This is a genomic window from Virgibacillus dakarensis (assembly GCF_900155625.1).
In the GTDB taxonomy this organism is placed as follows: domain Bacteria; phylum Bacillota; class Bacilli; order Bacillales; family Amphibacillaceae; genus Lentibacillus_C; species Lentibacillus_C populi.
This window is the reverse complement of the sequence record NZ_LT732554.1, coordinates 2,524,577-2,532,500: the sequence shown is the minus strand read 5'-3', so window position 1 is coordinate 2,532,500 and position 7,924 is coordinate 2,524,577. Positions and strand designations below refer to the sequence as shown.

At 44.7% G+C, this 7,924-nt stretch carries 4 protein-coding genes, 2 rRNA genes and 1 other annotated feature (2 of these 7 cut by a window edge); of the genes, 2 read left to right on the top strand and 4 right to left on the bottom strand.

What is annotated here, in order from left to right; all coding sequences use genetic code 11:
* The 3 genes from CZ382_RS21645 to CZ382_RS21635 all read right to left on the bottom strand — a co-directional run.
* Nucleotides 1-143, bottom strand: a 23S ribosomal RNA gene (locus CZ382_RS21645); it reaches 3,314 nt to the left of the window's first position.
* A gap of 230 nt (nt 144-373) precedes the next feature.
* Nucleotides 374-1,936, bottom strand: a 16S ribosomal RNA gene (locus CZ382_RS21640).
* Together the 16S and 23S rRNA genes form the textbook arrangement of a ribosomal RNA operon.
* A gap of 357 nt (nt 1,937-2,293) precedes the next feature.
* Nucleotides 2,294-2,605, bottom strand: a complete 312-nt coding sequence (locus tag CZ382_RS21635) for a rhodanese-like domain-containing protein (RefSeq protein ID WP_327366013.1) — start codon at nt 2,603-2,605, stop codon at nt 2,294-2,296.
* Between the two features lie 116 nt (nt 2,606-2,721).
* On the opposite strand from CZ382_RS21635, the gene CZ382_RS21630 reads away from it, so the two are divergent.
* Both CZ382_RS21630 and CZ382_RS21625 read left to right on the top strand, forming a co-directional pair.
* On the top strand, nt 2,722-3,483 hold the full coding sequence (locus tag CZ382_RS21630) for a hypothetical protein (RefSeq protein WP_088053159.1): 762 nt from the start codon (nt 2,722-2,724) through the stop codon (nt 3,481-3,483).
* 586 nt (nt 3,484-4,069) lie between these two features.
* Nucleotides 4,070-5,185 carry an NAD(P)/FAD-dependent oxidoreductase gene (locus CZ382_RS21625; RefSeq protein WP_088053158.1) on the top strand — a complete coding sequence of 372 codons (1,116 nt, stop codon included), beginning with the start codon at nt 4,070-4,072 and terminating at the stop codon, nt 5,183-5,185.
* Nucleotides 5,186-5,258: 73 nt separating this feature from the next.
* Here CZ382_RS21625 and leuS read toward each other — a convergent pair whose 3' ends face one another.
* On the bottom strand, nt 5,259-7,673 hold the full coding sequence (leuS, locus tag CZ382_RS21620; RefSeq protein WP_088053157.1) for a leucine--tRNA ligase: 2,415 nt from the start codon (nt 7,671-7,673) through the stop codon (nt 5,259-5,261).
* A 69-nt stretch (nt 7,674-7,742) separates the two neighbouring features.
* Nucleotides 7,743-7,924: a binding site (T-box leader), on the bottom strand; it runs 36 nt beyond the window's last position.

The window sequence follows — 7,924 nt, the reverse complement described above, 5'->3', positions numbered from 1 at the left end:
CCATTACGAGCAGTGGGTTCCCCCATTCGGAAATCCCCGGATCGCAGTCTACTTACGACTCCCCGAGGCATATCGGTGTTAGTCCCGTCCTTCTTCGGCTCCTAGTGCCAAGGCATCCACCGTGCGCCCTTCTTCACTTAACTATTTTCTAAGCTCTAAAAACGCTATTACGTTTGATGTCGTTGTTTGTCTTTCTCTTATTTAGTTTTCAAGGTACAAGTTCCACAGGATGTGGTGACTTCTGTGTTCGTCACAGGACGTGACGGCTTTTAACAGAAGTTCCTTTGAGAGCATTCACTCTCTCAAAACTGAACCAAACAACCCAGTATGGCTTATGAAAGATGACTCTTTCACGTTCCGTAGTTATCCTTAGAAAGGAGGTGATCCAGCCGCACCTTCCGATACGGCTACCTTGTTACGACTTCACCCCAATCATTGGCCCCACCTTCGGCGGCTGGCTCCAAATGGTTACCTCACCGACTTCGGGTGTTGCCAACTCTCGTGGTGTGACGGGCGGTGTGTACAAGGCCCGGGAACGTATTCACCGCGGCATGCTGATCCGCGATTACTAGCGATTCCGGCTTCATGCAGGCGAGTTGCAGCCTGCAATCCGAACTGGGAATGGTTTTATGGGATTTGCTTCACCTTACGGCTTCGCTGCCCTTTGTTCCATCCATTGTAGCACGTGTGTAGCCCAGGTCATAAGGGGCATGATGATTTGACGTCATCCCCACCTTCCTCCGGTTTGTCACCGGCAGTCACCTTAGAGTGCCCAACTAAATGCTGGCAACTAAGATCAAGGGTTGCGCTCGTTGCGGGACTTAACCCAACATCTCACGACACGAGCTGACGACAACCATGCACCACCTGTCTCTCTGTCCCCGAAGGGAACACGCTATCTCTAGCGCTAGCAGAGGATGTCAAGACCTGGTAAGGTTCTTCGCGTTGCTTCGAATTAAACCACATGCTCCACCGCTTGTGCGGGCCCCCGTCAATTCTTTTGAGTTTCAGCCTTGCGGCCGTACTCCCCAGGCGGAGTGCTTAATGCGTTAACTTCAGCACTAAGGGGCGGAAACCCCCTAACACCTAGCACTCATCGTTTACGGCGTGGACTACCAGGGTATCTAATCCTGTTCGCTCCCCACGCTTTCGCACCTCAGCGTCAGTTACAGACCAGAGAGTCGCCTTCGCCACTGGTGTTCCTCCACATCTCTACGCATTTCACCGCTACACGTGGAATTCCACTCTCCTCTTCTGCACTCAAGTCCTCCAGTTTCCAATGACCGCTCGCGGTTGAGCCGCGAGATTTCACATCAGACTTAAAAGACCGCCTGCGCGCGCTTTACGCCCAATAATTCCGGACAACGCTTGCCCCCTACGTATTACCGCGGCTGCTGGCACGTAGTTAGCCGGGGCTTTCTGGTGAGGTACCGTCACGGTACCGCCCTCTTCGAACGGTACTTGTTCTTCCCTCACAACAGAGTTTTACGATCCGAAAACCTTCATCACTCACGCGGCGTTGCTCCGTCAGACTTTCGTCCATTGCGGAAGATTCCCTACTGCTGCCTCCCGTAGGAGTCTGGGCCGTGTCTCAGTCCCAGTGTGGCCGATCACCCTCTCAGGTCGGCTACGCATCGTTGCCTTGGTAGGCCGTTACCCTACCAACTAGCTAATGCGCCGCGGGCCCATCTGTAAGCGATAGCCGAAGCCATCTTTCAACTTCTCCCCACGCGAGAAAAAGTATTATCCGGTATTAGCCCCGGTTTCCCGGAGTTATCCCGATCTTACAGGCAGGTTGCCCACGTGTTACTCACCCGTCCGCCGCTCGTTCCACTAGCGTCCTCCCGAAGGATTCCGCTTGCTTCCCGCGCTCGACTTGCATGTATTAGGCACGCCGCCAGCGTTCGTCCTGAGCCAAGATCAAACTCTCCAAAAAAGTTTGTATAAGACTAACACCAATTAATCTTATGAAATGTCTTAGCTTCAAAAATTGATTTCAGTGTCAAAAGCACTTCATCGGAATCTGACCTCCGGCTTCTGACCTCTGACATCCGTTCACATACTGGTTGTTTTGTTCAGTTTTCAAAGAGCAAAATATTTCGCTGTTTATTTCCGACAGCATAAAGATTATATCACTTCCGATGATAATTGTCAACAACCCAAAAATCATCATTATTCTCTTCATTTTACCGCCGCTTTTGTAACAGCAAAATATATATTACTCCCCCAAAAGATAAAAGTCAATACTTATTTTCCCGCAAAATATAAAATTAAACCCTGTACGCAGTAATCGTTACAAAATTACTTCTCCATCCCAGTTCAACATACCTCCAGTCATGCTTGAGACACGGAAACCGCGCTCGTTCAAATAAGCAGCAGCATTCAAACTTCTTCTTCCAGACCGGCAGACCATAACATAATGTTTTTCTTTATCCAAGGTGTCGATTGATTGCGGAATATCCTGTAATGGAATATGCCTTGCATCTGCAATCATTCCTTGTGCTACTTCCTCATCTTCTCGCACATCGATCACAACAATATTTTTATCTTCTTTCATTAACTCTTCTAATTCATGTGGTGTCATTTCATTAATATTATCCATCATTTCTATCCTTTCAAAAAAAGATTATTCCTATATTCATCATACGTATCACATGAATAACATGCAAGCGAGTAACACACAATAAGTGTATTCTTACTACCGATGAATGGAGACAAATCATGAAACAGTTTATTTTATTCCCGCTAATTTTTACATTTTTCATCTTGGTACCTATATTAACGGTAGCAGCAGTTGAAGATACAAACAATCATAAAACTATCCTAGTTGCAACCTATCACGAGGATGTAACCGGAGATGGCCAAAAGGAAGAAATCCAATTAAAAGGAATTCGCTTTAGTCAGGACAGCAGTTATTTCCATAACTTGTGGGCAGATATTAAAGGTCCACAAACGAAGCAGTGGAAAATCGTATATGAAGGCGGATACAAGCCGACACTCCAGTTTATAGATTTAAATCACGATGGAATTAATGATGTACTTTTTCAAAGTGCCACCAATGAAACCAGCGACTTATATAGCTATCAATTCAACACATTAAAAAATGAAAAGCTTACAAAACTGGCAATACCCGAATCTTATACAATTACCGGGAAATTTAAAAATAATTTTAAGGCAGCATTAACGATAGATCCAAGCAAAAAACCAATAATAATTGACATGAAGGAACGAAAAACAAAACATATTCACCAGGGGATTTATGACAGGGATGGTAAACTTCTCAAGGAAACAAAACTGTTGATTGCCCCTATTACATTTTTCGAACCAGCATTCATCAGTAAAAGCAAAGGGTATGGGTTAAAAAGTTACCAACAGGTTAGCGGGGCAAACCACCAGGATAAATTAGGGACAATCGAAGCTTTTTGGTATTTTGAGAAAGGAAAATGGATAAAGCTAAATCAGGAATGGAATGCTTCAAATTAAACGTAAAATGAAACTTCATTCAGTCGGGTTTACCCACGCACAGGACGTGATAGTGCAGGAAAAGGCATGCGGACGTGACGGTTTTAGCATGCCCTTTCTCCTCACCGAAGATTAGTTGAGGCCAACACCACAAAGACGTCACCAAAGGACGTGGTGTTCTTAGTCTTTGTTCCTAAAATCGACCCTTTACGGGCTGTTTATCCCCCACCTTCCTGTTTTTGATTTACTCACGCTTAGAGGTGGGGAAATTACAGGCCCGTAAACGCGTGTAAACTATATAGGCTTTTAAAAAAGTCGGCAAACTAATCATGCCGACTTTTTTTGATTGCTGTACAATACGTCTGTTCTTTTTTATATTATATACAGAGGACGTTTAAAAAGTTACCAAATGATAAGCGGCGAATCTCTTCGTTTTCGACAAGGGGTTCTTCTGCTAAAATCGCCCACGACAATCGCCAACAGCAGAAGTCAGCACGTCCTGTGCAAGCCCGGTGCCGGGAGTTACGCCGCCTCGACCTTCAAGACCGAATTCGGCGACTTTTTGAACACGCATATACAGAAGAAAAATAAAAAAGAAGGAATTTTTATGAAAAAGTTTACTATTATCGGCGGCGGAATTTTAGGTGCTGCAACAGCATATCAGCTTGCCAAAGCTGGTTCTGAAGTGAGGCTGATTGATCGTAATGACAAGGGGCAAGCGACAGATGCTGCCGCAGGAATTGTGTGTCCTTGGCTTTCGCAGCGCAGGAATAAGGCATGGTACAGGCTAGCAAAAGGCGGGGCACGGATTTATCCCAATCTGATCGCGCAACTAGCCGATGACGGAGAAAAAGAAACAGGTTATGACCGTGTTGGTGCGATTAGTATCCATAATGACGAAGATAAGGTAACTGCAATGAAAAAGCGAGCACTGAAACGACGGGAAGATGCTCCGGAAATCGGCGAAATCAGCCTGCTTGATGCATCTCAAACAAAAGCGATGTTTCCTCTTCTGGAAGATGGCTACAAGTCTGTTCATGTTAGCGGGGCAGCCCGGGTGAATGGTCGTCAACTAAAAGAAGCATTGCTTAATGGGGCAAAAAAGCGTGGGGCAAAAATAATTTATGGTAATGCAAAACTGGTTCATAAGGAAAAATACGTAACCGGAGTTAAAGTCAATGGCGAAACGTTTCCTGCGGATATGACGATTGCCGCAAATGGGGTCTGGATGAACGAATTACTCCAACCATTGGAGATGCAATTTGCTGTCACATCACAAAAAGCACAAATTATGCATTTGCAGGTTGCCAGTTTTGAATCGATAAATCGGCCTGTTGTTATCCCGCCAAACGATCAATATCTTGTACCTTTTAATGATAATCGAATTGTTGTAGGTGCGACACATGAGAACAATACTGGATTGGACTATCGTGTTACAGCAGGTGGAATCAATGAAATTTTAACAAAAGCAATTCAGGTTGCTCCAGGATTATGTGACGCGACCATATTAGAGACAAGAGTAGGTTTCCGGCCGTTTACACCAGGATTCCTTCCTGTCATCGGTAAGTTGCCGGGATATGAAGGTCTGCTGCTGGCAAATGGTCTGGGTGCTTCAGGACTAACAATGGGGCCTTTCATTGGCACTGAATTGGCTAACCTGGCACTAGGTTATCCAATGCAGATTAATATTGCAGATTACGATATTGCGGGTGCGCTTATTTAAAATTTAAGTAAAAGGATCTCCAGCCGTTTTCAGAAGGAGATCCTTTTTTGCTTATAGCGATAACGTTTAGCAATCAATTCGCAACAATATTAACCAATTTCCCTGGAACAACAATAACCTTTCTCACTGTTTTTCCTTCCAGCCATTCCCGAATCTTTTCATCCTCAAGTGCCTGTTTTTCCAAATCATCCTTGGAAATATCTTTGGCTACATTCATTTTTGAGCGTACTTTACCCATTACCTGCAGCACAACTTCAATCTCATCTTCTACCAATTTTGCTTCGTCATACATTGGCCATCCTTCGTAACTGATTGTACCCGTATGTCCAAGTTTTCTCCACAGCTCCTCACACAGATGTGGTGCAACAGGAGACAGTAATTTCACAAACCCTTTGACATATTCCTTTGGAAGCTCCGCAGCTTTATATCCTTCATTCACAAATACCATCATCTGTGAAATTCCTGTATTAAAATGCAGGTTTTCAAAATCCTCGGTAACCTTTTTAACCGTTTCATGATATACCTTATCCAACGAAGATTCTTCGGTACGATCCGTTATTTTTCCGGACAGTGTTCCATCTTCATTGACAATTAAACGCCAAACACGATCGAGAAACCGTCGTGCACCGTCCAACCCGTTAGTTGACCAGGCAACTGCTGCATCAAGTGGTCCCATGAACATTTCATAAAGCCTGAGCGTATCAGCCCCGTGAGAATTTATAATATCATCGGGATTCACGACATTTCCCTTTGATTTACTCATTTTTTCGTTGCCTTCTCCAAGAATCATGCCTTGGTTAAACAATTTCATAAACGGCTCTTTTGTTGGTACGACACCAATATCATACAAAAATTTATGCCAGAAACGGGCGTACAAAAGGTGTAATACAGCATGTTCTGCACCGCCAATGTATACATCAACAGGCAGCCATTCTTGTAATGCTTCAGGGTCAGCAAGTTTATCGGAGTTTTTCGGATCAACAAAGCGTAAGAAATACCAGCAGCTTCCTGCCCATTGCGGCATGGTGTTTGTTTCCCGGCGTCCCTTCATTCCTGTCTTTGGATCGACTACATTGACCCAATCACTAGTCGAAAGAGGGGATTCCCCTGTTCCCGAAGGTCTAATTTCTGTCATTTCCGGCAGCTCAAGCGGGAGCTCTTCTTCAGGAACTGTACTCATCGTACCGTCTTCCCAATGAATAACCGGAATCGGCTCACCCCAATAGCGCTGTCTGGAGAAAAGCCAATCACGTAAGCGGTACGTTATTTTTTTCGTACCACAATCATTCGCCTCCAGCCACTCAATCATTTTTGCAATAGCTGTCTCTTTGTCAAGCCCATTTAGAAAAGCAGAATTTACGTGTTCTCCATCACCGGTATATGCTTCCTTGGTAACATCGCCACCCGCAACCACTTCCACAATTGGCAGTTCAAACTTGGTTGCAAATTCATAATCTCGCTCATCATGTGCTGGTACAGCCATAATCGAACCTGTTCCATATGACATTAATACATAATCCGCAATCCAGACAGGCATTTTTTCATTGTTTACAGGGTTGATGACAAATGCTCCGGTAAAGACACCTGTTTTATCTTTAGCTAAGTCTGTCCGCTCCAAGTCGGATTTTGTTTGTACTTCTTCGAGATATTTATTGACCGCGGCTTGTTGTTCATCCGTAACAATTTTTTTCACCAATGGATGTTCTGGCGCTAATACCGCATACGTTGCACCAAAAAGGGTGTCAGGTCGAGTTGTGAACACCGTAATTTCATCATCATGTCCATCAACCTGGAAGGTTACTTCGGCACCTTCTGATCGGCCAATCCAATTTCGTTGCATGTCTTTAATGCTTTCTGACCAGTCAAGCTCTTCCAAATCATCAAGCAATCTGTCCGCGTATGCCGTAATTTTTAACATCCACTGTCGCATCGGTTTCCGAACAACCGGATGTCCCCCACGCTCGCTTTTTCCATCGATAACTTCTTCATTGGCCAAAACCGTTCCAAGCGCTGGGCACCAGTTTACAGCCACCTCATCCATATAAGCCAAACCTTTTTCATAAAGCTTGGTAAAAATCCATTGTGTCCATTTGTAGTAGTGTGGATCGGTCGTATTGATTTCCCGATCCCAATCATAGGAAAAGCCCAATTCTTGAATTTGCCGGCGAAAGGTATTAATATTTTGTTCTGTAAACGCAGCAGGACTGTTTCCAGTATCCAGCGCATATTGTTCAGCAGGCAATCCAAACGCATCCCAGCCCATTGGATGCAGCACTTCGTATCCTTGCATCCGTTTCATTCGGGACAAAATATCCGTCGCTGTGTAGCCTTCCGGATGCCCGACATGCAGTCCAGCACCTGACGGGTATGGAAACATATCCAATACATAAACCTTATCTTTATTGGAATACGTATTTGTCTTAAACGTTTTATTGTCCAGCCAATAAGCCTGCCATCTCTTTTCAATTTCCCGATGATTAAAACTCATCCTTCTTCCTCCTTTTCGCGGGGATCCATCCCCCAACCATAAACATTAAAAAAAGCCACTCATCCCTATAGCAGGGACGAGAAGCCTTATTTCCCGCGGTACCACCCAAATTAACGCCGAATTGATGCGTTCACTTTGACCCTTAACGCGGATTATACGGCAGGAACTACTCGTTTCATTCCTGCAACTTAAAGGCGAGTTCATAAAACATTCAGGAACAGTTTTCACCAGCCACTGCCTCGCTAAACCTG